We start from the raw sequence: 22,632 nt of genomic DNA, 5'->3' as shown, positions 1-22,632 counted from the left end.
CCTCCAGCGTATCATTTGCCTTCCCCTGCCATTCCCTCCGCTAGCATATGATTGTCCTCGCCAATAGTTGTTGATGAAAATACTCAATAAACCTGACCTATACCTGCAGGTCCTATGGTCTCTGCTCCCACAGAATGATGCTGAATAACATACAATGCACGAAGTGTCAATACGCTAAAGGATACCTAAAAGTACCCGCTGGTGTTATTCACAATTAATGGGATGGGCGTTATCTTATATATAACGAAATGTTCTTTATTAAGAACCAGTGAAAAAGCTCCAATTAGTGCTTTCAGGAAGCACTAATTGGAGGCTTTTGAACCAGGTGGGGGCCTTACCATGAGCGCGATCGCCGGAATCTATCATTTGCAGCATGAACCTCTGGACCCGGAACAGGGACCAGCCCTAATGCAACAGCTTAACCGCTATCCTGCTGATGAGACGGGGATGTGGCAGAGCAAAGACGTTTTCCTGGGCTGTCTGACACAGTGGATCACGCCGCAATCCCTCGGAGAGACGCTTCCCTTTTACGATACTGAGCGGAGATTGGCTATTACGGCTGACGCCATTATTGATAACCGGGAAGAGTTGTTCGAACGGCTTCAAGTGCCGCAGGGGGATAGAAGCTCCATGCCGGACAGTCTGCTTATTCTGCTCGCATATGAGAAATGGGGCGATCAGGCACCGGTTTATCTTGTCGGTGACTTTGCCTTTATGATATGGGATGAACGGAAACGGGCATTGTTCGGGGCCAGAGATTTCTCCGGAAACCGGACGCTCTACTTCCTTCGTTCCAGAGGGTTGTTTTCTTTTTGTACCGTCATTCATCCGCTCCTGTCGATGCCGGGCGCGGACCGGACACTGAATGAGGGATGGGCCTCCGAGTTCCTGGCCATCCATGCACGGACCGATGTTTCGGACCTGTACTCCACCGTCTATCAATCCATTGAACAACTGCCGCCATCCCATTCTATTTCCGTCAGCGGCGGGAATATCCTGTTCTCCCGCTACTGCACACTGCAGGCTCCAGCCGAGCTGCGGTTACGGTCGGACCGGGAGTACGAGGAAGCTTTCCGTGAGGTGTTTGGGCAAGCAGTCCGGGACAGGCTACGGACACATAGAGCGGTTGGAGCCAATCTGAGCGGGGGTCTAGATTCCGGCTCTGTAGTCAGTTTCGCAGCTAGAGAGCTTCGCCGTCAGGGCCGGCCGCTGCATACCTTCAGTTCCTATCCGGTAGACAACTTTGTCGATTTCAATATCGGCAGACGTGTCGCCGACGAGCGTCCCTATATTCAGGAAACCATCAATCATGTGGGGAATATTCAGCCTAACTTTTTGAATTTTCCCGATCTGAGTCCTTACAATGACATGGATGAGTGGCTGGATATTATGGAGATGCCTTATAAATTTATCGAGAATTCCTACTGGCTAAAAGGGATCTTTGAACAGGCGCAAATGAAGAACATTGGCGTACTGCTTAGCGGACAGAGAGGCAACTGGAGTGTATCCTGGGGGCCGGCGCTGGATTATCAGGCCAAGCTGATTCGTGAATTCCGCTGGATATCCTTTTACCGGGAAAACCGGAAGTACAATGAGTCAATGGAAGCCAACCGCAAGAAGGTATTTCAGATTGTCGGCAAAAAAGCCTTTCCGTCTCTGGCTGGGCTGTTGCCAGCGAAGCACAACCAAGCTCTTCCTGATCTGATTCACCCTGAGTTCGCCAAGCGGACGGAAGTGGGGGTACGGCTGAAGGCGCTGGGGATTAACAGCGGATCTTCACAGACCGCCTATGATATCCGGCGCAAGCATTTTGAACAGCCGCATGTCTGGAACACGAATGGTACGGTAGCCACGAAGCTGTCGCTGAAATACCGGGTGTGGGACCGTGACCCCACGAATGATCTGCGCGTGATCCGCTTTTGTCTCTCCGTGCCGGAAAGCCAGTACGTACAGAATGGGGTGGACCGCTCGCTGATCCGCAGGGCGATGGACGGACTGCTGCCGGATGAAGTGCGGCTGAACCGGAAACGGCGCGGCGTCCAGGGTGCGGATGGGATCTACCGGATGCTTCCGAGGTGGGATGCTTTTATAGAAGAGCTTCACGAAATGATCAAAGATCCCCGAACCTCAGCTTATCTGAATAGTCCCGGGCTCGCCGGATGTTTGAACCGGCTGGGTAGTGAGCCCGAACCCCATTTGATTTTCAATTCGGATTTTCGCCTTCTGACACGGGGATTGGTATTCCATCGTTTCTTGAAGCGTCTATCCTGATGAAAGAATGTTTGAAAGGAGGTGACAACTATGAAAAAGGAATACAGCAAGCCTGCATTGGAAGTGCTTGACGTAAAAATGACTATGGCTGGAGCGGGTCTCGCTCTCGTCGACTCCTTCCAAGATGATCCGGATGAGGTTGTACATTACTCCTAAGATACTTTTGATTCGCGAGGCCCTCATCCCCCTGAGCTTGCTGGAGGGGGATAAGGGCTATCTTTACAATATCCACCCAAAAGCGGGTGAACTCAAAGATATGGAGTGAATCGTATGGCAAGTACCGCTCAAGGTGTGGCTTACAAAGCATTTGGTCTGCAAATTAACAGCGAAATCTCTTTGCCGGAGCTTCCTTTTACCAGTGAGCCGGGAATGATGGGCAGCATCTCGGTTATTCAGGAAGATCTGAATGAGCGCTGGGAAGTTATACCGAAGATCACGCCGAGCCTTGGGGTATCCGGGCATGAGGTCATGTTCGAGGCGAAGGGTACAGCCATCTTTGCCATTCAGAATGGAAATACGATTACAGTATCACCGGCTCCTGGAGCAGATCCGGATTGTATCCGACTCTTCATTCTGGGCAGCTGCATGGGGATTCTGCTAATGCAGAAACAGATTCTTCCGCTTCATGGAAGCGCGCTTGTTATTGAGGGCAAAGCATACGCGTTCGTTGGGCGTTCAGGGGCAGGCAAATCAACGCTGGCCTCCTATCTCATGGATCAGGGGTGTCCGCTGATCAGTGACGACGTTATTCCCGTTATGGTGCAAAATGGATATCCATTAGCCGTTCCAGGTTATCCTCAGCAGAAGCTGTGGCAGCAGAGCCTGGACTATTTGGGAATGAATTCGTCTCTCTACCGCCCGCTGTTTGAGAGGGAGACCAAGTATGCCGTACCTGTGCATGACCGCTTTTATAGTGAGCCTTTGCAGCTTGCAGGCCTGTTTGAACTCTCCGCTGCGCCGGAGTCTCCGGTCAGCCTGCAGGCCATTAACGGGATGGAGCGGTTCCACACCCTGTACAATCATACCTATCAAAAGGCAATTGTCGACCGGATCGGTATCCGTGAATGGCATTTCGGAATGCTGGCTTCTTTTGTAGGGCGGCTGCCGATGTATCGGCTGACCCGGCCTGAACAGGGTTTCAGTGCTCCGCAGCAAACCGCACTTATTCTTGAAGCGTTGCAGCAGCATCAGATAAAGGAGAGGAATCCATGAATATGAATACTACAGGTGTACTGTCCCCCGAATCCGTGCTAGTACAGCGTGAGGGGAATATTGCCAGTGATATGGACGGCGAGAAGGTCATGCTGAATGTTAAGAATGGCAAGTATTATAATCTGGGTGAAGTTGGCGGAGAAATCTGGACAGCGCTCGCGTCGCCTGTAACTGCAGCACGGGTGGTAGAAGTGATTCAGGAGAGCTTCGAGGTTCCGGAAGAGACCGCCCGCCAGGATGTGTTTGCTTTTTTGCAGAGCCTGCTGAATGAGGATCTCGCGGCTATTGTAAGTCAGCCATGATTACCATGCGGCGTCTACGCTTACTGCTGACGGTGGACAAAGCCGCCTTGGCCCTCATTCCTGAGGCGCTTTGGAGGCTTTTTCTCGTTCGGATCCAGCTGTTGTTTCCCTTTGCCAAAATGGCTCCCCGGCTGGGTATACAGTCTCATGAGACTCCTGTGGTATCCAAAGAAAGCGATATCGCCCGTATTCAGCATATAACCAAAGCGATACGGGTCATGAGCCGTTATACCCCCTGGAAAAGCACTTGTATGGTCCGGGCGGTAGCAGGACTCAAAATGCTCGAAAAACGCGGGATCGAGAGCACGTTGTACATGGGGGTCGCCAAGGACAAGCAGGGACAGATGATTGCTCACGCCTGGCTGCGCAGCGGCTCTTATTACGTCTCTGGCGATGATGCCATGAAGGGCTTTGTGGTGGTAGAGAAATTCGCCAAAGTGTTATATACCGAGTGATCGAGGTGGGTCCATGCAAGCGATAATGTATTACATCCGGCAGCTTCAGCGCTTGTCCGGAATCACACTGTATCTGAATCTGCTTGGCATGGTGATCAGCGGCCTACTGGAGAGTTCTGCTGTTCTACTGCTGGTGCCCATGCTGGGGATGGCTGGCATTCAGCTCGGGGGAAAAGCGGCGGGTCTCGATCTGCCTATGCTCGGTTTCCTGTCAGACCTGCCGCAGACCGAAGCGCTTGCACTGGTGCTTGGCGCTTATGTATTCATTGTACTCTTCCAGAATCTGATCACCCGTTTTGTCTCCATAAGGAATGTCGAAATCCAGCAGAACTACGGCCGGAAGCTGCGATATGAGGTGTATGGTGCACTGCTGCGGGCGGAGTGGTCTTTTTTTCTGAAAAAGCGCACCTCCGACCTTATTAATGTAATGACGACTGAGCTCGCGAGGGTGCTTGCAGGGATCAGCGGTTTTCTGCAGTTCCTGACTTCGCTGCTGTTCACGCTGGTGCAGATTGGCTTCGCATTCTGGCTGTCTCCCCGGATGACTCTTGCCGTGCTCGTCTGCGCGGTTCTGCTATCCATATTCTCCCGAAGGTTTATCCGTAAAGCGAAGAGGCTGGGCAGCCGGAGTTCGGAGCTAGGCAAGCAGTATCTGGCTGGGATTACGGATCAATTGAACGGAATCAAGGATATCAAGAGCAACAACCTGGAAGACTCCCGGCTGGACTGGATGCATGAATTCACCGGCGAGGTCAAAAAAGAGCAGCTGGATTATACGCGGCTGCGCACGAATTCCCAGCTGCTGTACAAAATGTCTTCGACGCTGCTGATTGCGTTGTTTATCTTCGTCTCCTTCCGTTTCCTGCATGTGGAAGGACCTTATCTGCTGCTGGTGATTCTGGTGTTTGCCCGGCTGTGGCCGACCTTTTCCACGCTGCAGAGTCTGCTGGAGCAGCTGGCTTCCGTGCTGCCTTCTTTTAGGCAATTGCAGCTGCTGCAGGAGGAATGTCTGCAGGCTGTGGAACATGGTGCACAGGGTGAATCCGGAGATGCGGTTGCAGGACTGACGCTTAAGGATAGCCTGGAGGCGCGTAATGTAGACTTCCGCTATAACCCGCAAGAGCAGGAGTACTCTCTGCGCGGTGTGAATGTGCGGGTTCCGGCAAACCAAATGACTGCTATTGTGGGACGCTCCGGTGCGGGAAAAAGCACGCTAGTGGACTTGCTTATGGGACTGATGCAGCCGGAATCGGGAGAAATACTGGCAGACGGGAAGCCGGTTACCGGGGAGAGGCTGCTGCCCTACCGGCGTTCTATCGGCTATGTGGCGCAGGACCCTTTTCTATATAATGCGACGATCCGGGATAACCTGACGATGATCAAGCCGGATGCAAGTGAGGAAGACCTGTGGGAAGCACTGGAATTTGCCTCATCGGCTGACTTTGTCCGCAAGCTGCCCCAGGGGCTCGATACGCTGCTTGGTGACCGCGGGGTCCGTCTATCCGGCGGAGAGCGGCAACGACTTGTACTGGCACGGGCAATCATCCGCAAGCCTTCCATCCTGGTGCTGGACGAAGCGACGAGTGCGCTGGATACCGAGAATGAGAAGCGGATTCAGGAGGCACTGGAGCGTTTGAAGTTGTCTGTTACAGTTATCGTCATTGCACACCGGCTGTCGACCATCCGGGGAGCAGATCAGATCCTGGTCATTGACCAGGGTAGGGTGATCCAGCAGGGAGTGTTCAGCGGCCTGGCCTCGGAAAAAGGCGGTATGTTCAGCCGCCTGCTCAGCAGCCAGGAAGAGGCAATGTAGGTCCTGCGGGTGAGTCTCTGCCGAGTCTCTGATTGCATTCTCTGCAATAGATTCTTATCCAGCGGGGGAAGCTCTATCAAGGAACAAAAGTAAAGGATTCTGCTGCAGAAAGTGCAGCAGAATCCTTTTTTTGAGTGCAGAAAGCTGTAATCTGCAGTACTTTCTGCAGTAGAAGCATATTGTGCGTGTCTGACTGGTTGTACTTCGCAATGCGCAGCGGTGATAGGAGGCTGATTAGTCAATGTTAGCCTCCTATTTCTCCTGGCCGCTCACTTTGCGCCAAGTCCACAAGAAAGGACGTAAAGGAAAGTAGAGCACGTGCAGCTTCTTTGGCAGAGGCAGAGTCTTGGCATCTACCGCATAGGGGTACAGGAAGCTGGTGATGTACAGAAACTGATGCCAGCGCGACAGGATCGCCGGCTGATAGTATTTATAATGCCGCTCTGCCTCCGGTTCCAGAGGAGGGTTGTGCAGATTGATCATGCGCGCCACGTAGAAAAGCGCCAGACGGGCGATCCGCCGCGCCTTGGGCCGCTCCGCGAGGCTGGCCAGTGCAGGCTCGACCGGGGCGGCCAGCAGATCGGCAGCAAGCAGAAGCGCCTGACCGCCGACATCCTTGTAATTGTACCGCTGCAGCAGCGCGGTCAGTTTGCCGGTATCGGGCTTATGCAGCAGAAGCTGACGGATATCCAGCAGCCATCTTAATCTCGACCAGCCATGGCGGGCCCCATGGGCTGCCAGAAAAAGAAACAAGTCTTCGCTGCCCAGATAATAGACATTCTTCCCGAAGTGGCTGCTCGTCCGGGCACGCGTCCACAGCTCGTCGAATCCGGGTTCCTTGGAAGGGCCAGGACTTAGACGCCAGTGCACCTCGACCTTAATGCCTTTGTCCGGATGATTGAATGTGGTGTGATGCTCCCGCCATTTCCAGTCTCCCAATATACTTTCGAAGTCTTCCTCCTTCACATATCCAAGGCGGACGAGCAGTGACTCTGTTTCTGCCAGCTGTGCCATCGGCACGATGAAATCGAGGTCGCGCGAGGTGCGCAGAGAGATATCGCCATACAGCTCCTGGGCAAGCACCGGCCCTTTTAGGAACAAGGAACGAATCTGCAGCTTCGCAAGCTCCTCTCCGATATACCCCATCTCCCCGCTGAGCTGTAGCATTTGAACAGTGTTTCTGCGGAATTCCCATTTCAATCGCCGGGTAGCCTCTGTGGGCACATGCTCTTCCCTCATCCGGCTGAGCTTGGGATAAATATAAGGAAATACTCGATGATGCAGGGACAACTGTACCCATAGCCCCCAGTCGATATCCGTGAACAACTGCCGGTTCTGTCTGGCGATGTCATCGATGTCGTCTGCATTAAGGACTGCTAAAAGAAGCTGGAGCTCTCTGGAAAAGCTTGTTGTATCCAGGCCATACCCGTCACTCATAGAATATCTCCTTACTTGGATTTGTAATGCTTTGTTCTAGGAATCCGTTCGGTTTAAAGAACACTCGTTGAGCGTACCACCGAAACCAGAAAATTGTCAATTTACTGGACACTGCCCGCTTGATGCTACTACGGATCTGAATTTCTTCAGAATTCCTTAGAATGTATATAACATGAAGATAGACTATTGACGCAGTTAAGGTAGTTGTTAGACTAGGGAGAGTACTTGGATTCATTAAATACGCAGATGTTCATTTTTTCCTTGGGAAGAAATCTAGCGGGAAGTGTGGAGGAAGAGCAAAAAGAATGGTACTACTAGGCGCTATAGTTAACGGGATTGCGATTGTTGCAGGAACACTGCTGGGCAAGCTGCTGCAGCGGATTCCAGAGAGTATGAAAAACACAGTCATGCAGGGAATTGGCCTTGCCATTATTGTTCTGGGCATTCAAATGGGCTTCAAAAGCGGGAACTTTCTCATTGTCATCCTCAGTCTCGTCATCGGAGCCGTGGCAGGCGAACTGATAGATCTTGATGAGAAATTTAACCGGGTAGGCGAATGGCTGGAGCGTAAGATAGGTTCAGGCGAGCAAGGAAGCCTGTCGCTTGGTTTTGTCACCGCAAGTCTGGTGTTCGTGGTCGGTGCAATGGCCATTCTGGGCGCACTGGACAGCGGGATGAAGGGGGATCATCAGATTCTGTATACCAAGTCCATCATGGACGGATTTATATCCATAATACTGACCTCTACTATGGGCATGGGCGTATTATTCTCCGCAATCCCCGTTTTCCTCTATGAAGGAGCCATTGCTCTGTGCGCTACACAGATAACCCGTTTTGTTCCAGATGCCTTGATGAGCAGCATGATAACCGAGATGACCGCAGCCGGTGGGGTAATGATTATGGCTATAGGCCTCAATCTGCTGGGGATTACTAAGATCAAGGTGGCTAATCTGCTGCCGGGCATTCTTGTGGCGGTGCTGCTGGTGGCGATCATTTACGGGTACGGACAGTATATTTGAAAAGAAAGCAGAACACTGCTCAGAGATCCTTTTTCAGATAATAGTGGTTGTAACCTCCGGCATTGGGAAGGGTGCCATACACCTCAAAACCATGTTTCAGGTAAAAATCCAGCGCTTGGAAGCTCAGGGTGTCAAGCTTGATGAAATCGCAGCCTTTGCTGCGGGCAAGTTGCTCCGCTTCAGCGATCAATAGGCTACCATAGCCGGTTTTGCGGCAGGATACTTCCACGAACAGGTAGCGCACCTCCAGCCAGTTCCAGCAGATTTCACCGGTAAGACCGCCGTAATTAACCCCCTCCGCATTTTTAAGCAACAGCTGTACTTCCTGATATTTGCCTTTTAAGGAATCAGGAAGATGACTCCAGTTAAACTCTCTTATTTTGTCTGATACATAGGTGTTGTCGGCTGGGATTGATGACTGAGAAATAAAAAGCTCCATATCGAGTTACTTCCTTTCAGTGTGGATTGAGCCTGTGCAAATGCAATAACATAACCTTATCATATAGCTACCCTGGATTGGGGATAAAATCCAATTCGAGTTGTTTTTTACTCTTGTTCGGATATGCTGCCTGTCAAGCGACTCAGCATGAATAAATGGGAAGGCTGTGAGGAAATCATAGATGCTATAAGCGGGGGCCCGGGGGCCTAGTCGTGGACAACAGTAGAACCTTCGCTAAAGGGCTGGTCAGGTGACCGGAAGTTATATGTCGAGGATCTGGCGGGGCGCAGGCTGCTGATGAGACTTTTCCCGGTGGATGGTGTGCTATACCTCCTGGCAGCAGAAGATTAATATTTTGCCCAAAAGATTGAAATAAACGGCTGCAGTACGGTAGAATTGCACTATATAGGCTTGCTTAAGAATGTTCAGAATTTCAGGCCTGCTATACGAACAGCAGATTTAACCAAGAAGGGGATTGTAACGTTTGAATAATGAAGATATGAACAACGGGCTGCCGGAGAATTACGAGGAATTGAAGAAGGCTGCCGGACGCTCTGCCGATTGGAGAGCACGTCTTGAGGCCGTGGAGGAGCTTGGCCGCTATAACCATAAACAAATTATCGATATTCTGAATCGTCTGATGATCAGCGATCCTGTATATACCGTCCAAGAAGCTGCATACGAGAAGCTGAAGGCCTTCGGTGAAGAGGTCAAAGTCCCGTCCAAGAACAAACCTGAGCTGTTCAGAGGTGTATCCAAGATTGTGCTGCGCATCAAGAAGAGTCTTCCGCGGGATCATTCGTATGAAGAGTTCAAGGAGAAGCTGAAGAAGATGCGGATCGACGTCTACGATGCATATGAAGGCGAGAAGGGCGAGGATTTTGACGCCTGGCTGCAGAAAATGTGGGTTTCGGCCACTAAATAAGTAAAGCCATAGAGCGGAGAGACGGGGAGGATTCCCTATCGCTCCGCTTTTTGACGGTTCTCAAATACGAATCAAGTAAAGGATGACAACATGCTTAACAATTCATCGAATGAATCATTAACACGCCTATTTCAGGAGTTTCTCCAGTTGTCCGCTGGACTGCGTCCCGGCTATATTGACAGCTTAGGGAGCGGGGGGGCGGCAGGAGGCCCGGCGATCAGCGGCATCGTACCGGACGCGCCGAAGCTTCTGGAGGCAATCTACAGCCAGGTTTCCGGTACCAGCAGCGACGAAGAGGAGCCCAGTCTGGTCGAATTCATTCCGGGCTACCGGCTGATTCATATTCAGGAATATGCGCAGGAAGTTCAGGTGCTGCGAAGTATTCTGGAAGAAAAGGGCTACAGCGGCGGAGGTACTGTGCTGCCTATCCTGACCAACTACGGAAGTGATTTCATCTGTTATCTGCAAAGTGAGGACGGAACCGAGCGGATCTGCGACCTGCTGCATGATTACGGCGACCTGGTCGTGATGTACGATTCCCCGGAGAAGTTTCTGGAGACCCTTTGCGAATTCTACAAGCAGGACGTTTATTTTCTGGATGAGGAAGGTTATCTGGACTGCGATCTGGTTCTCGAAGGGGAAGTTGGCGCAGCGCTGAATCCATCGGCAAACTATTGGTCAGAATAACTTCCTGCATTCTTGCAGTGTTCCCTCTCTGTATACTCTGTCTAATAGACAGAGTATACAGAGAGGGTGAATTGTGGTGCGCTACATATTCAGAAATCAAACACGCCAGCTGCGGGCCGGATGGGAACTCCTTCTTGTTGCCGCAACCATTTTTCTTCTGGTCATGGTGATGACTTTTGGTTTATCTCTGCGGGTGAATTCCAGGCAGCTGTTTGATCCGGACGGCTGGGTGCGGGTATTCAAATCAAGCGGCCTCTATACGCTGATCGTAGTTTGTTTTACGGTCCGGTTCATCCGCAGGCGTCCGCTCAGTTCCATAGGCTTGTCGAGGCCGGATATGAAAAGATTCACCCAAGGTTTCCTGAGTGGGACAGTATTATTGACTATGGTCATTACCATTCTATGGGCGCTTGGGAATGCTGCTTTTCAGAATGCGGGATTGTGGCCTCACTTTAGTCAATTGGATCTGCCCGGATTGATCGTCACTGCTTGCATAGCCGGAGTCTGCGAAGAGGTTCTGTTCAGGGGATACATTCAGCACCTGCTGACTAGCCGTCTGGGAACGGTGTGGGCTATAGCCATCACCTCTGTTTTGTTCTCGGCGGCCCATATGGCCAACCCCGGCTATAATGCAATTAGTGCACTGAATATTGTGTTGATTGCCTGTGTTTTTTCCTGGGCGACCCTTCGGACGGGGAATTTGTATTTTGCTATGGCGCTGCATCTCTCATGGAATCTGGTTCAGGGGTATGTGTTTGGAGTCTCGGTCAGCGGGAAAATACCACAAGGCCTATATCCGGTGACGCAGGAAGGCCCTGCCTGGATGACTGGCGGAAGCTTCGGCCTGGAGGCGAGTATTCTGACTACAATCGTGTTTGGTCTGGTCTGTACAAGCCTGCTGCTGGTGACTTTGATGAAGCAGCGCGGGAAAACACAGCGGACAAAAACTTCAGTTCGTTATTAAAATGTTCATATCTCCACGGCTACCAAAACGGGTGTCTCCCATATTGAGGGAGACACCCGTTTGATTATCTATAGAGGAAACTTACCGTATTTAGATTATTTCCAGTGGAGCAGCTATTCCTGAGCAGCCTTCTTTTCCTGCTCCCGCAGTTCCACGCGCCGGATTTTACCGGAGGCGGTTTTTGGGAGATCCGCGATAAATTCAATTTTGCGCGGATATTTGTAAGGGGCTGTCCATTCTTTAACGTGGGACTGCAGTTCTTTGACCAATTCCGGTGTACCCGCGCCGTTGTCCTTCAGTACTACAAAGGCTTTGACAATTGAACCGCGGATCTCGTCAGGACTTGCCACTACGGCACATTCCTTGACCATTGCATGCTTCATCAGGGCTTCTTCCACTTCAAACGGTCCAATGGTATATCCCGAGCTGATGATGATGTCGTCGCCACGGCCTTCGAACCAGAAGTAGCCGTCCTCATCCTTGTGGGCCCGGTCTCCGGTAACAAAATATTCGCCATGCGAGCAGTTCACCTTGCGTTCAGGGTCCTTATAGTAATTCTGGAACAAGGCCGGCATGCTTAAATGCACGGCAATATCTCCCACGACTCCTGCAGGCATCGGGTTCCCCTCTTCGTCAATTACTTCAACAATGCCGGGAGCAATGGATTTCCCCATGGATCCGACACGGATCGGTTCATCCTTGAGTGCCGCAATAATCAGCGTACTCTCCGTCTGTCCGTAGCCGTCGCGGATGGTAATGTTGAAATGCTCCTGGAAGGTATTGATGACCTCCTGATTGAGCGGTTCACCTGCGGATACGGCACAGCGCAGCTTGGACAGGTCATAGTGCGGCAGACCTTCGGTTTTGGCCATTAAGCGGTATTCGGTTGGTGTGCAGCACAATACCTGAATCTGCTGATCCTGTAGCAGCTGTAAATAACGGTCCGGATGGAAAGGGCCGTTATAGACAAAGCCAGTTGCTCCGTTGCCTAGAACAGTGAGGAAAGGACTCCAGATCCATTTCTGCCAACCCGGTGCGGCTGTAGCCCAGACGGTATCGGATTCACGGATATCGAACCAGAGAGAAGAGACGATTCTCAGGTGTGCGTACCCCCAGCCATGCGTATGAACGACAGCTTTGGGATTGCCGGTTGTGCCCGAGGTATAAGCCAGAATAGCAATGTCATCGCGGCGGCTGGCTACAGTTGGGAACGTCTCCGGCTGGCCGTCCATCAGGCCCTCCAGGTCAGTCCATCCGCTGCCAAGCGTGTCTTCACTTCCGCCAACCGAGAGGCGGTAATCAAGTGCAGGCATATCTTCGGTGATTTTATTAACTTCTCCGGTCACTTCAGACCAGACAATAACTCCTCTGGCTTCGGAATGACGCAGCCGGTAGGCCAGATCCTTGGCCCGGAGCATTTCGGAAGAAGGAATAACGGCAAGCCCGAGCTTCAGGCAGGCCAGATAAATGACGTAAGCGATAATGCGGCGCGGGACCATGACGAGCACACGGTCACCTTGCTTAAAGCCTAGACCGGATAGTCCGCCGGCAAGGCGGCTCGCCTGCTTCATAAGATCACCATAGGTGATTTCTTCGTAATTTCCGTTCTCTTGCAGCCACTTGAGTGCAATCTTATCGGCTGGATGGTGCTCCATTTCCGAAGTGAGATTGTAGAATTCAGGTGCAATCCAATGTTGATTGTCCAAAATGAATCTCTCCTAATATAAACGTGATGTTTTTTCAATAGGTATAGTATAGCACGTTCTCCTAGTACCAGATGCTAAATGAGGGGATAACAGCAGAATGTTCTGTGACTATTTCCGCCGTTGTACCAGTTATCCCTAATACCTGGTAATGCTAATGCAGGCTATACTAATGAGGTCTATGTATATCTTTTACGGTGATCCCTGAGCAATTAAGGGTAAATTATTAAAGGACTCTTTTGCCGCTAACCGGCAACTATCAAGAAAGCAGGACAAAGACGATGAATATGAACCCTACAGCTTTTGATGAAATTTACGCCATTATGGAAGCCTCCTTTCCTGACACTGAGATAAGAACCTTCATGGGGCAAAAAGCACTGCTAGACCATCCCTGCTACCAGCTCCATACCGAACTGGATACGGAGAAGCGCATTCAGGCCTTCCTGGCCGCATGGGAATTCCCGGAGCTGAGCTTTGTTGAGCATCTTGCGGTGCATCCGAAGGTTCGCGGGAGCGGCATCGGCAGGAAGCTGATGCAGACCTATCTCGCCGTATCGGACAAGCCGGTTGTGCTGGAGGTGGAGCTTCCTGAAAGTGAGCTTGCAGCACGCAGGATCGGCTTTTATGAGCGGCTGGGCTTTTATCTGAATCCGTATGATTACGTGCAGCCTCCGCTGCGTGAAGGGCAGGCTGATCTGCCGCTGCGCTTAATGACTTATCCCCGGCCGGCAACGAAGCAGGAATTCCTGAAGTTTAGAGAAATCCTGTACACCGGAGTATATAATGTCCCGGTTCCTGGCCGCCGGATTTGAATTATTTCTTTACAATCACGATACAAGTTGGAAACAAGTTGATGATTAAATGTATCTATAGCAACGAACACCACAAACGAATTCACAAGGAGACGATAATAATGAAAAGCAAAAAAATGATCATAGCAACCATGGTATTCGGAATGGCCGTTACAGGCTCGGCGGGCGTATATGCAGGAACCAACCTCCAGAAGATCAGCGCGTATCTTAATCACAGCATCGGGTTCCAAGTCAATGGTGCCAAGTATACGCCGGTAGACAACAATGGCAGAACGCTTGCGCCAATCACTTATAAGGACACAACTTACCTGCCTGTCCGTGCCATGGCGGATGCGCTCAAGGTGCCGGTTACCTTCAATCCTTCGACCAATCAGGTCATTTTGGGTTCGGCGGGAACAACCACTCCAGGTAACGGATCGGCCGTTACTCTAGCTACTGTTCAATACAGTGCTGCACAAAAAGAAGCCATCACCAAGGCATTTGCTGCTTTCCAGGGCTTCGAGACAGCCTATGCACCCATGCAAATGGTCAATGGAGACGTCTTCCAGAAGGTAGCCGAAGGCTCCGATGGTGTGAGATTTCTCTTCAGCCACATGAACGTGGATATCTCCCCCCGGGATTACTCCTACGAATATGACGGCACCCCAGTGAAGCTGTCGACCGGAGCAGAAGGCAAGTGGTATACGCCTTCGGATATCCCGATGCTGACCTTCAAACTGGATGACCGCTACGTCACCCTGAGCTCGCCGGATAAAGCGCTGAGCAAAACCCAGCTTGAGAAAGTGGCTTCAAGTGTTGCCAAATTGAGCAAATAACCTATAGAACCGTGTGAAAAGGGGATGTCCGACAAAGCCAACCGGCTGAGCGGGCATCCCCTTTGTTTGATATTATTTATTCGTGCCGTGCTGCTTAGTTGCTAGTCTGGCTTCCGGTGAACCTTTGCCGCGGCGCTTGTTTTTCTCCGCTTTTTTCATATTCTCCTGAAACTTCTCCACGAACTCGTGCGTGTCCATTGGTATCCTCCTAAAGATTTGTGAGCACTGCTTTCTGTGTTAAGCCAAACTTACATCGGAAGCAACAGCCAAGTGATGTGAACGTTGCTTCCTAGACCTGATGTTACTGTATCCACTATCGCGGAAGATCATACCTCTCAGGGCAGACAAGGGAACATTAGCATTCGTTCAGGGCTAGCGCCTTCATAGCAAAGTCATACAACGTTTTTTAATCAAGTTCATTCAATCATACATTCGCCAGCGGGTATGCTTGAAAGAGTTAACCTTTATTTTGTACAGTAAACCTTTAGAATTTACCCTGTTTGCACATTTGTCCGTAGCTTATTGTTGAATTATAGCCATGGTGTGTGAGCATTTTGACAACGATGTGATTAGCGGCAAAAATGCCGTTGTTGGAGTGGCAGCGCCGGCCTCCGCCACACTCACGCCCCGCGCCCAGAGCGCCCGCATTCGTGATATAAGCTAGGCCTTCTATTGCTGCTGAACCGACCCTCCCCGGGATGGGATCTCAGCAGCGTTTTCCTCTTGCGTGATATAATGTGGCAATCAACCTGCACGAATAGGAGGGAGAGAGACCTTATGCTGCTCCCCGGCAAATGGTACAAAAAGCATTTTAAGAATAATCTGTTCATGAAGATCATCCTGATCTTCTCTATCATAGCGGTGGTAACCACGATTACCTTCTCTTATCTGATGTTCTTGCTGATGTCACAATCTGTAGTGCAGAGACAGCTGGAGATCCAGAAGCGGACCGTGGAGAGCGTGAACAACTATATGCAGCATAAATACGATGCCGTGCAGACGATGATGCGCGATGTCTACCGGGACAGCGAACTTACAGCCAATACGTCCTACTTGCTGGAGCATCCGTATCAGGATTATGTCACCTACAGGCTTGACCGCTATCTCAATGAGAGCAGCACCACCACGGACAGTGTACAGTTCTTCCGCAACCAGATGGAGGATGATCCGGATATCCGCAGTCTGTTGCTCTACAGTTCTGCCAAACAGCAGCTGTACGTATTCAACGAACGGGAGAATTTCAATATTATTTCTACTAATGCAGCACATTCATTTGTGCCGGATGCCTTGTATCTGGAAGAAGCCAGCAGTGTAACGACTCCAAATATTTGGGTCCGCAAAACGATATCCCTCGCAGATTCGCCCATGTTCTCCATCCGTGTACCGATCAATGATAAGCAGTCGCTGCGTAATATCGGGCAGCTTCTGGTATTCTATGATGCAGACCATATCTGGTCGAGCATGGGGGACTACAAGGATGACTTCAAAGGCGATATTATCGTGCTGTCGGCTGACAATGATGTATTGTTTGACAGCTCCGGGACATTTTATGGCAAGAAGTATCCTTATCCTGAGCAGATTGAAGCGATCTATGCCGACGGCGAGGAAGTGAACGGCATGCTGATCACGAAGCTGACGCATACCCAGGGCGGCTTTACTGTACTGAGTGCGGTGCCGGAAAGTGAGCTGGCGGCCACTTACAGAGGTCTTCGCAACATGATTATTACCATTTGCCTGATCTGTATTCTGTTTGCGGTCATCACACCCACGCTGTTTATCAGTAATTTTGCCACCCGGGCGCATAACATTATCCGCTTTACCCGCAAGGTGAAGAATGGGGATCTGAATGCCCGCATCACGGATGTGAAGGAAGACGAGCTGGGCCAGATCTCCAAAAGCTTCAATGATATGCTGGACGAGCTGAATCTTTACATCGACCGGGTATTCAAGGCGGAGATCAAGCAGAAGCATAGCGAGATTGCTGCGCTGGAAGCGAGGGTCAACCCGCATTTTCTCTATAACACACTGGAAGTCATCCGCATGCGCGCTATTTCGCAGGGGGCGGGAGATGTCGGAGAGATGATCTACAGTCTTTCTGTTCTGTTCAAAAGCTATGTCCATCCCAAGGCAAAGCATACCCTGAAGGACGAACTGGAAGCCTGCCGGCTCTATCTGGAGCTGTTCCGCATCCGGTATAAGGATAAATTCTCCTATGAGCTCCATTGCCCCAAGGATCTTGAAGGGCGGGTCGTGCTGAAGATGTCCCTGCAGCCCATCGTCGAGAATTATATCCTCCACGGGATGCGGACCGACCGCAGCGATAACCATATCGGGGTTCATCTGGTCAAGGAAGGCAGTATACTCCGGGCAGTGATTAAGGATAATGGCCGTGGTATTAAGCAGGAGCGGCTTGCACAGATTCAGCAGAATCTACTGGATACAGACAGTTCTTCTCAGTCTTTCGGACTGCGGAGCATTCACGAACGGATGAAACTGTTGTATGGGGAGCCCCACGGGTTAGCCATAGCGAGCGAGGAAGGTGCGGGAACCACCGTGACCTTGTGTTTTCCAGATCTGGGAGAGGAGGAACCGACCTATGTATAAGGTGTTTATCGTCGATGATGAGCCTTTTATCATTGAAGGACTGTATGATATTGTCGATTGGGCCGGAATGGGGATGGAGATTGTCGGAAGGGCGGAGAATGGCCAGGAGGCCCTAGAGGCGCTCACTTCGCTCCGTGCCGATATTCTGATTACCGATATTTCCATGCCGCTGATGAATGGACTGGATCTGATTCGTGAAGTCCGCGTCCTCCAGCCGGCGCTGAAGGTCATTATTCTCAGCGGGTATGATGAGTTCGGTTATCTCAAGGAAGGTATGACACTCGGCATTGAGAATTATCTGCTGAAGCCGATTAATCTGGAGGAGTTCAAGGCTACACTGAACAATACGGTGGAGAAGCTTCATATGAGCAGAGTGGAAGATGAATTGAACGCGCAGAGCTTCTCTATATTAAGAGATAATATTATGCACCGCTGGCTCCGGGAACAGATTGGAAGCAGCGAATTCCGGGAGCGCTCGGAACTGCTGGGTATTCAGCTGAACAAGCCGCTATTGCTGGCTGCATTGCTGCGGCCGGGAAGAGGGGCAGGCGATACGGAATTTATGAAGGCAGTTGCGAATGCGCTTGGGGACAGCAGCTCTACTATTATTTTTCAGGATATGGATGGGGATGCCGTGCTTCTGCATGGTTTAAGTGAATACCAGCGCGGGAAGGAAGAGGTTGAGCATTGTCATGAGCAACTGGAGAAGCGGTTGTCATCCTATCAGCCGCTTTGCTTCTCGCTGGGGTCTGTTGTGGAGACAGAAGGAGGAGCAGCCCTAAGCTACGCGCAGGCGAAGAAAGCCCGGGAATATTTCATATTGTTTCCGGAACGGACAGTGATCCGCTATGAGGAGATCGCCGGCCGAAGTGAGGCGGACGGGCGTGAGGTCACCCAGAACTGGGAGCAGGTGCAGAAGCTTATTCTCGCCAAGGATAAGGAGGCGCTGCTGCAGCGGATTGATGAGCGGTTCGAGCAGCTGCGGCATATGGAAGGCGTAACTCCGGAGGTCCTCCAGGATTTCTCCATGGAATGGCTGATCCGCTTAAAAATGCAATTGAAGGAAATCAGGCATTGTGAAGATCCCGAACTGTTCCAGGAGGGCTTCCGCAGACTTCGCGAAACCACCTCGATTCACGAATGGATTCAGATTCTAAAGGACGCCGCATCGTTCACGATTGATCTGCTGATCCGTGATGTGAAGAGTCCGGTCGTGCAGCAGGTGCTTAAATTTATTCAGGAGTCCTATGCGGAGGATATTTCGCTGAAGACACTTGGGGCACAGTTCAATATCCACCCGGTCTACCTGGGACAGCTGTTCAGCAAGGAAGTAGGGGATACGTTCACTGAATATATTAACCGCTACCGGATTGAGAAAGCCAAGGAACAGCTGCGCGAAACCTCATCCAAGGTGCATGAAATCGCCAGGAATGTCGGCTACTGGGAGACCGGTTATTTCTATAAGCAATTCAAAAAATATGTGGGAATTTCCCCCACCGAATATAAAGGACTTGTGTAACGGCTGTCTGCCGGGCAAGTTCTTTTCTTTATTTTCTACATGATTTATTTAGTTTAGCTTCTGTCTGAGAATGCTTACATCAACTAAAGTTAAGATAATCCTTGAGAGGACAGAGGCCGAACAGACCTTCATATGGTCCTGCAGTATCGAGGTGAATAAAGGGGAGGTTATAAAGAATGAGCAAGAAAAGCAAACGGTTGGCCCTGTTACTGACATCGATGATGGCATTCTCAGTACTGCTTAGCGCATGTGGCGGCGGTTCGAACAATGCAAGCTCCAATGATTCTGCTTCGGGATCCAAAGGCAATTCGGAGAAGCCGGTCGAGCTGATCTGGTACACCATCGGTGCGCCGCAGAAGGATCTGGACATGGTCGTGGCTGAAATCAACAAATACACCAAAGAGAAAATTAACGCAACTCTCAAAATCAATATGCTTGACTACGGCGACTATTCGCAAAAAATGCAGGTTAAGGTAGCCTCCGGTGAACCTATGGACATTATGTTTACCAGTTCATGGGCCTTGGATTATGTGCAGAATGCCCGCAAAGGCGCATTCATGGAACTGGACAGCCTGATTGATGAGTACGGTAAAGACATCAAGTCTACCATTGACCCAGCATTCTTGGAAGGGTCCAAGGTTGACGGACACAACTATGCAATCCCGGCCAACAAAGAGCTTCCGGCACAGGAAGTATGGCGCTTCAACAAAGAGCTTGTAGACAAATATAAGTTCGATATCAGCAGTGCAACCACACTGGACAGCATTGAACCTATGCTCAAGACCATTAAGGAAAACGAACCGGGCGTCACACCATATGCGATGGTAAAGGACTACATGCCGGTACTGCCTTTCGATTATATTATTGAAAAAATGCCAATGGCCGTATATCTGGATACCAAGGACTATAAAATCGTCAACATCCTGGAAAGTCCAGAGCTGAAATCCAGTCTTGAAACCGTACACAAATATTACAAGGCAGGTTATGTATCATCTGAAGTAGCGACAACCTCCTCTGTGGATGATCTGTATAAAGCCGGCAAATGGTTCATGGACCGTGCCACTACACAGCCTATGGCTGACAATCTGTGGACGGCCAGCTATGGCTACCCTGTTGTCTCCAGCCCTGCAGGCGAATCTTACATCTATAACTGGTCCGTAATGGGTTCAATGCAGGCGATCTCCGCCAACTCCGAGCATCCGGAAAAGGCTATGGAATTCCTGAACCTGCTGAACACCGATCCTTATCTGCGCAACCTGATCGACTCGGGTATTGAAGGCGTACATTACGAGAAAATCAATGATAACACCATCAAGAACCTGCCGGAGGCGCAAAACTATGATATGCCGTCCTTCTCTCTGGGCAATATCATGATCAACTATCTGAACGAAGGCGACCCTGCGGACAAATGGGAGCAGTTCAAGAAGTTTAACGAAGCAGGCGTCAATGCTCCTCTGCTCGGCTTCAACTTTGATACCTCCAAGGTAACGAATGAAATTGCCGCTGTACAGAACGTGAAGGAAGAGTTCTGGGCGCCGCTGATGACAGGAACCGTAGATCCTGACGAATATCTGCCAAAAGCGATTGAGAAATTCAAAGCTGCCGGACTCGACAAAATCATCGCAGAAGCACAGACCCAAATCGACGCCTGGAAAGCCGCGAACAATAAATAATTCATTCCCTTAAGGAAGATCGGGCGGGTGCCAAGCCTCTAGCCCGGTCTTTTCTTTTACAGTTTAGGAGGGCTCAACGTGAAAATGATTGGCGGATTCATCCGAAATGTCATCAAAGATAAAGTTATGCTGCTCATGGTCCTACCGGGCGCGCTGTGGTTCCTCTTTTTTTCCTATCTGCCGATGGTGGGGACGGTTATCGCTTTTAAAGAGTACCGGTACAGCCGGGAAGGGTTCTGGGCCAGCATTATCAACAGCAAGTGGGTGGGCTGGGACAACTTCAAGTTTCTGTTCACCACGAATGACGCATATATCATCACCCGCAATACCCTTTTATATAATGCAGTCTTCATTCTGTTGGGATTGGTGCTGTCGGTCGTGATGGCGATTGTGCTCGCAGAGATTGCCAACAAAAAACTGGCCAAGGTCTACCAGACCGGCATGTTCCTGCCGTATTTTCTATCCTGGGTCGTAGTCGGCTACTTTGCCTTCAGCTTTCTCAGTTCAGAGAGCGGTGTGCTGAACCAGATCCTGAGTTATTTTGGAGCAGAACCTATCAACTGGTATTCCGAGAAAAAATACTGGCCGGTTATCCTCGTGCTCGTGTATCTGTGGAAGGCGCTTGGCTATAACAGCGTAGTCTATTTGGCAGCTATTATGGGCATCGACAAATCGCTGTACGAAGCGGCGATGATCGACGGTGCAGGTAAATTTCAGCAGATCAGGAACATCACGCTGCCGCTGCTCAGCCCGATTATTACGATCATGACCCTGCTGGCCATCGGAAAAATCTTTTACGCCGACTTCGGCCTGTTCTATCAGGTGCCCCGTAATTCCGGGACGCTCTACAGTGTTACGAACGTTATCGATACCTATGTCTATCAAGGCCTCAAGTCTACTGGTGAGATTGGCATGAGTACTGCGGCGGGTCTTTACCAATCCGTTGTCGGCTTCGTGCTTGTCATTACCTCGAACTATATCGTGCGTAAATTCAACAAGGACAGCGCCTTATTCTAGTCAGGGCGAAAGGAGTGAACCAGATGTCCACGATTATCAGAAAAGAACGTGATTTTCATAAGCTCTCCAAAACCTGGAACGTGCTGTTTAATTTGTTTGCCGGTGTGTTTGCCTTGCTTTGTGTCTTTCCTTTTATCTTCGTAGTGATTATTTCCTTCACAGATGAGGGCGCGCTGGCCAGAGACGGCTACAGTCTGTTCCCGGCCAAATGGAGTCTGGGTGCGTACAAATATGTATTCCAGTCGGGAGATATGCTGTTGCGCTCCTATGGGGTGACCATCCTCGTGACGGTGCTCGGCACGCTGATCAGCTTGCTGTTTATTTCGTTTTATGCCTATGCCATTTCGCGTAAAAGCTTCAGATACCGCAATTTCTTTGCTTTCTTTGCCTTTTTCACCATGCTCTTCAACGGTGGGCTCGTTCCGACCTATATCATTGTTACGCAGTTTCTGGGTCTGAAGGATACGATCTGGGCGCTCGTGATGCCGCTGGCGGTCAATGCCTTTTACATTATGATCCTACGTACTTTTTACAGCACCAGCGTTCCCGATGCCATTCTCGAATCCGGTAAAATCGACGGCGCAGGCGAATTCCGTATCTTCCTTACGCTGGTACTGCCGCTCTCCTTACCCGGTCTGGCGACCATTGCCTTGTTCAGTACCCTGGGTTACTGGAATGACTGGTTCAATGCGCTGCTCTACATTGATGATCCGAATCTCGTGCCGCTGCAGTCTATGCTGATGCGGATCGAGACCAGCATGCAGTTCATTATGCAGAATTCCACCAACAGCTCACTCAGCATGGAGGCGCTTCGCTCTATGCCGCAGGATACCTCGCGTATGGCGATGGTGGTGCTGGCGACGGGGCCGATTATTTTTGCCTATCCATTCTTCCAGCGTTATTTCATCCAGGGTCTTACGGTAGGCGCCGTGAAGGAATAAGACCGTCAGCAGAGAGGGAGTGGG

General features: G+C 50.6%; 21 protein-coding genes. 17 read left to right on the top strand and 4 right to left on the bottom strand.

The genetic code is table 11. The annotated features are described in order from the left end of the window. Positions 1-339 precede the first annotated feature (339 nt). The 6 genes from AC0MA3_RS24965 (at position 340) to AC0MA3_RS24940 (ending at position 6,053) form a co-directional block, all read left to right on the top strand. Positions 340-2,271, top strand: coding sequence for an asparagine synthase-related protein (locus AC0MA3_RS24965; protein WP_474658174.1), 1,932 nt, complete (start codon positions 340-342; stop codon positions 2,269-2,271). 30 nt (positions 2,272-2,301) lie between these two features. Next, positions 2,302-2,427, top strand: a complete 126-nt coding sequence (locus tag AC0MA3_RS24960; protein ID WP_379164158.1) for a paeninodin family lasso peptide — start codon at positions 2,302-2,304, stop codon at positions 2,425-2,427. A gap of 114 nt (positions 2,428-2,541) precedes the next feature. Then, a complete protein-coding gene (locus AC0MA3_RS24955) occupies positions 2,542-3,483 on the top strand; it encodes an aldolase (RefSeq protein WP_474658173.1) in 942 nt (313 codons plus the stop codon). Further along, a complete protein-coding gene (locus AC0MA3_RS24950; RefSeq protein ID WP_474658172.1) occupies positions 3,480-3,785 on the top strand; it encodes a lasso peptide biosynthesis PqqD family chaperone in 306 nt (101 codons plus the stop codon). Before AC0MA3_RS24955 ends, AC0MA3_RS24950 begins: the two co-directional genes overlap by 4 nt. Further along, positions 3,782-4,240 (top strand): lasso peptide biosynthesis B2 protein, encoded by a 459-nt coding sequence (locus AC0MA3_RS24945; RefSeq protein ID WP_474658171.1) that lies wholly within the window; start codon positions 3,782-3,784, stop codon positions 4,238-4,240. The genes AC0MA3_RS24950 and AC0MA3_RS24945 overlap by 4 nt, the downstream gene beginning before the upstream one ends. Positions 4,241-4,253: 13 nt before the next feature. Beyond that, positions 4,254-6,053: an ABC transporter ATP-binding protein gene (locus tag AC0MA3_RS24940; protein ID WP_474658170.1), complete on the top strand. Its 1,800-nt coding sequence runs from the start codon at positions 4,254-4,256 to the stop codon at positions 6,051-6,053. Positions 6,054-6,305: 252 nt separating this feature from the next. Here the strand turns inward: AC0MA3_RS24940 and AC0MA3_RS24935 are convergent, their stop codons facing one another. Continuing rightward, positions 6,306-7,490 carry a nucleotidyltransferase domain-containing protein gene (locus AC0MA3_RS24935; RefSeq protein ID WP_474658169.1) on the bottom strand — a complete coding sequence of 395 codons (1,185 nt, stop codon included), beginning with the start codon at positions 7,488-7,490 and terminating at the stop codon, positions 6,306-6,308. A 305-nt stretch (positions 7,491-7,795) separates the two neighbouring features. Here AC0MA3_RS24935 and AC0MA3_RS24930 point away from each other — a divergent pair, with 305 nt between their 5' ends. Beyond that, positions 7,796-8,509 (top strand): DUF554 domain-containing protein, encoded by a 714-nt coding sequence (locus AC0MA3_RS24930; RefSeq protein ID WP_379164140.1) that lies wholly within the window; start codon positions 7,796-7,798, stop codon positions 8,507-8,509. A 19-nt stretch (positions 8,510-8,528) separates the two neighbouring features. On the opposite strand, the gene AC0MA3_RS24925 is transcribed toward AC0MA3_RS24930, so the two are convergent. Further along, positions 8,529-8,948 carry a GNAT family N-acetyltransferase gene (locus AC0MA3_RS24925; protein ID WP_474658168.1) on the bottom strand — a complete coding sequence of 140 codons (420 nt, stop codon included), beginning with the start codon at positions 8,946-8,948 and terminating at the stop codon, positions 8,529-8,531. A 484-nt stretch (positions 8,949-9,432) separates the two neighbouring features. On the opposite strand from AC0MA3_RS24925, the gene AC0MA3_RS24920 reads away from it, so the two are divergent. The 3 genes from AC0MA3_RS24920 to AC0MA3_RS24910 all read left to right on the top strand — a co-directional run bounded on the left by AC0MA3_RS24920 (position 9,433) and on the right by AC0MA3_RS24910 (position 11,524). Continuing rightward, positions 9,433-9,873, top strand: a complete 441-nt coding sequence (locus tag AC0MA3_RS24920) for a HEAT repeat domain-containing protein (RefSeq protein WP_474658167.1) — start codon at positions 9,433-9,435, stop codon at positions 9,871-9,873. A gap of 90 nt (positions 9,874-9,963) precedes the next feature. Then, positions 9,964-10,560, top strand: coding sequence for a hypothetical protein (locus tag AC0MA3_RS24915; RefSeq protein ID WP_474658166.1), 597 nt, complete (start codon positions 9,964-9,966; stop codon positions 10,558-10,560). 73 nt (positions 10,561-10,633) lie between these two features. Beyond that, positions 10,634-11,524 (top strand): lysostaphin resistance A-like protein, encoded by an 891-nt coding sequence (locus AC0MA3_RS24910; protein WP_474658165.1) that lies wholly within the window; start codon positions 10,634-10,636, stop codon positions 11,522-11,524. Positions 11,525-11,637: 113 nt separating this feature from the next. Here the strand turns inward: AC0MA3_RS24910 and AC0MA3_RS24905 are convergent, their stop codons facing one another. Further along, positions 11,638-13,233 carry an acetate--CoA ligase gene (locus tag AC0MA3_RS24905; protein WP_474658183.1) on the bottom strand — a complete coding sequence of 532 codons (1,596 nt, stop codon included), beginning with the start codon at positions 13,231-13,233 and terminating at the stop codon, positions 11,638-11,640. Positions 13,234-13,514: 281 nt separating this feature from the next. Between AC0MA3_RS24905 and AC0MA3_RS24900 the strand changes: the two genes are divergently transcribed. Together AC0MA3_RS24900 and AC0MA3_RS24895 are read left to right on the top strand one after the other, a co-directional pair. Continuing rightward, positions 13,515-14,039: a GNAT family N-acetyltransferase gene (locus tag AC0MA3_RS24900; protein ID WP_474658182.1), complete on the top strand. Its 525-nt coding sequence runs from the start codon at positions 13,515-13,517 to the stop codon at positions 14,037-14,039. Between the two features lie 101 nt (positions 14,040-14,140). Further along, on the top strand, positions 14,141-14,854 hold the full coding sequence (locus AC0MA3_RS24895; RefSeq protein ID WP_474658164.1) for a hypothetical protein: 714 nt from the start codon (positions 14,141-14,143) through the stop codon (positions 14,852-14,854). 72 nt (positions 14,855-14,926) lie between these two features. Here the strand turns inward: AC0MA3_RS24895 and AC0MA3_RS24890 are convergent, their stop codons facing one another. Next, positions 14,927-15,052, bottom strand: coding sequence for a DUF4023 family protein (locus AC0MA3_RS24890; RefSeq protein WP_074084383.1), 126 nt, complete (start codon positions 15,050-15,052; stop codon positions 14,927-14,929). 579 nt (positions 15,053-15,631) lie between these two features. Here AC0MA3_RS24890 and AC0MA3_RS24885 point away from each other — a divergent pair. The 5 genes from AC0MA3_RS24885 to AC0MA3_RS24865 all read left to right on the top strand — a co-directional run bounded on the left by AC0MA3_RS24885 (position 15,632) and on the right by AC0MA3_RS24865 (position 22,608). Next, positions 15,632-17,458, top strand: a complete 1,827-nt coding sequence (locus tag AC0MA3_RS24885) for a cache domain-containing sensor histidine kinase (protein WP_474658163.1) — start codon at positions 15,632-15,634, stop codon at positions 17,456-17,458. Further along, positions 17,451-18,977, top strand: a complete 1,527-nt coding sequence (locus tag AC0MA3_RS24880) for a response regulator (protein WP_379164112.1) — start codon at positions 17,451-17,453, stop codon at positions 18,975-18,977. Before AC0MA3_RS24885 ends, AC0MA3_RS24880 begins: the two co-directional genes overlap by 8 nt. 176 nt (positions 18,978-19,153) lie before the next feature. Then, complete coding sequence (locus AC0MA3_RS24875) at positions 19,154-20,650, top strand: ABC transporter substrate-binding protein (protein WP_474658162.1); 1,497 nt, start codon at positions 19,154-19,156, stop codon at positions 20,648-20,650. Positions 20,651-20,734: 84 nt separating this feature from the next. Next, on the top strand, positions 20,735-21,667 hold the full coding sequence (locus AC0MA3_RS24870; RefSeq protein WP_379164200.1) for an ABC transporter permease: 933 nt from the start codon (positions 20,735-20,737) through the stop codon (positions 21,665-21,667). A 23-nt stretch (positions 21,668-21,690) separates the two neighbouring features. Next, the gene (locus AC0MA3_RS24865; protein WP_379164107.1) at positions 21,691-22,608 is read left to right on the top strand and encodes a carbohydrate ABC transporter permease; all 918 of its coding nucleotides are present in this window, start codon (positions 21,691-21,693) and stop codon (positions 22,606-22,608) included. Positions 22,609-22,632: the final 24 nt, after the last annotated feature.

The sequence above is a fragment of the Paenibacillus sp. LS-5 genome, from assembly GCF_056121505.1.
This window is presented reverse-complemented; position numbering and strand designations above follow the sequence as displayed.